Below are 582 nucleotides of genomic sequence, written 5' to 3'. Positions count from 1 at the left end.
ATATCGCCTCGCGCCTGCGCGGTTTGAAGGCTGGCGGCGCTGAGGGCAAGGGCAATGACAAGTGCGAGTCGGTGTTGTGTAAAGGACATGAAATCCCAACCTCTGATGAATGAGGCCGGGAATTTAGCGAGATCGCGGGGTGATAACTGTCAGGCCAACTACCCCTGGTTTGCGGGAGTTGTCTCTAGTCCGGCGCGATTAAAAACGCATCTGCTGTGGCCGCGTATCGAACACGGTGAAGGCAATCAGACCCTGAAGTCGCTGAACGCGGTGTTCCGCCCCTTCGGCTTGCAGATGGGCGTGGTCAAGGTCCGTCGTAAATGGAGCAACTGACCCTCACCCGCGCCGTACGTAGCCCTTGCCGTAATGCCGCTCCATCCGTGCCTGGATCAGTTCCAGTCCGAGGGACATCACCTAGTAGATGATTGCTGCGGTGGTGAGCATCTCGATGTAGCGATAGCTTGAGCGTCCATAGGACTGCGCCAGGAACATCACTTCCCACACGCCCATCACTGAGATCAGGGACGAGTCCTTGAGCATCGAGATGAACTGGTTGGTGGCGGGCGGGATGATGGTGCGCAT

Annotated in this window: 1 protein-coding gene and 1 pseudogene; one reads left to right on the top strand and one right to left on the bottom strand. The window is 57.7% G+C overall.

Features of this window, described 5'->3' with window-relative positions; genetic code table 11:
- Nucleotides 1-87: 87 nt before the first annotated feature.
- Nucleotides 88-333: a hypothetical protein gene (locus OQK_RS29835; RefSeq protein ID WP_029529032.1), complete on the top strand. Its 246-nt coding sequence runs from the start codon at nucleotides 88-90 to the stop codon at nucleotides 331-333.
- 3 nt (nucleotides 334-336) lie between these two features.
- Here OQK_RS29835 and OQK_RS28970 read toward each other — a convergent pair.
- A pseudogene (locus OQK_RS28970) lies at nucleotides 337-582 on the bottom strand (amino acid ABC transporter permease); the annotation flags it as partial.

Origin of the sequence: Pseudomonas sp. R62 (assembly GCF_000257605.1) — a bacterium.
Taxonomy (GTDB): domain Bacteria; phylum Pseudomonadota; class Gammaproteobacteria; order Pseudomonadales; family Pseudomonadaceae; genus Aquipseudomonas; species Aquipseudomonas atacamensis.
This window is presented reverse-complemented; position numbering and strand designations above follow the sequence as displayed.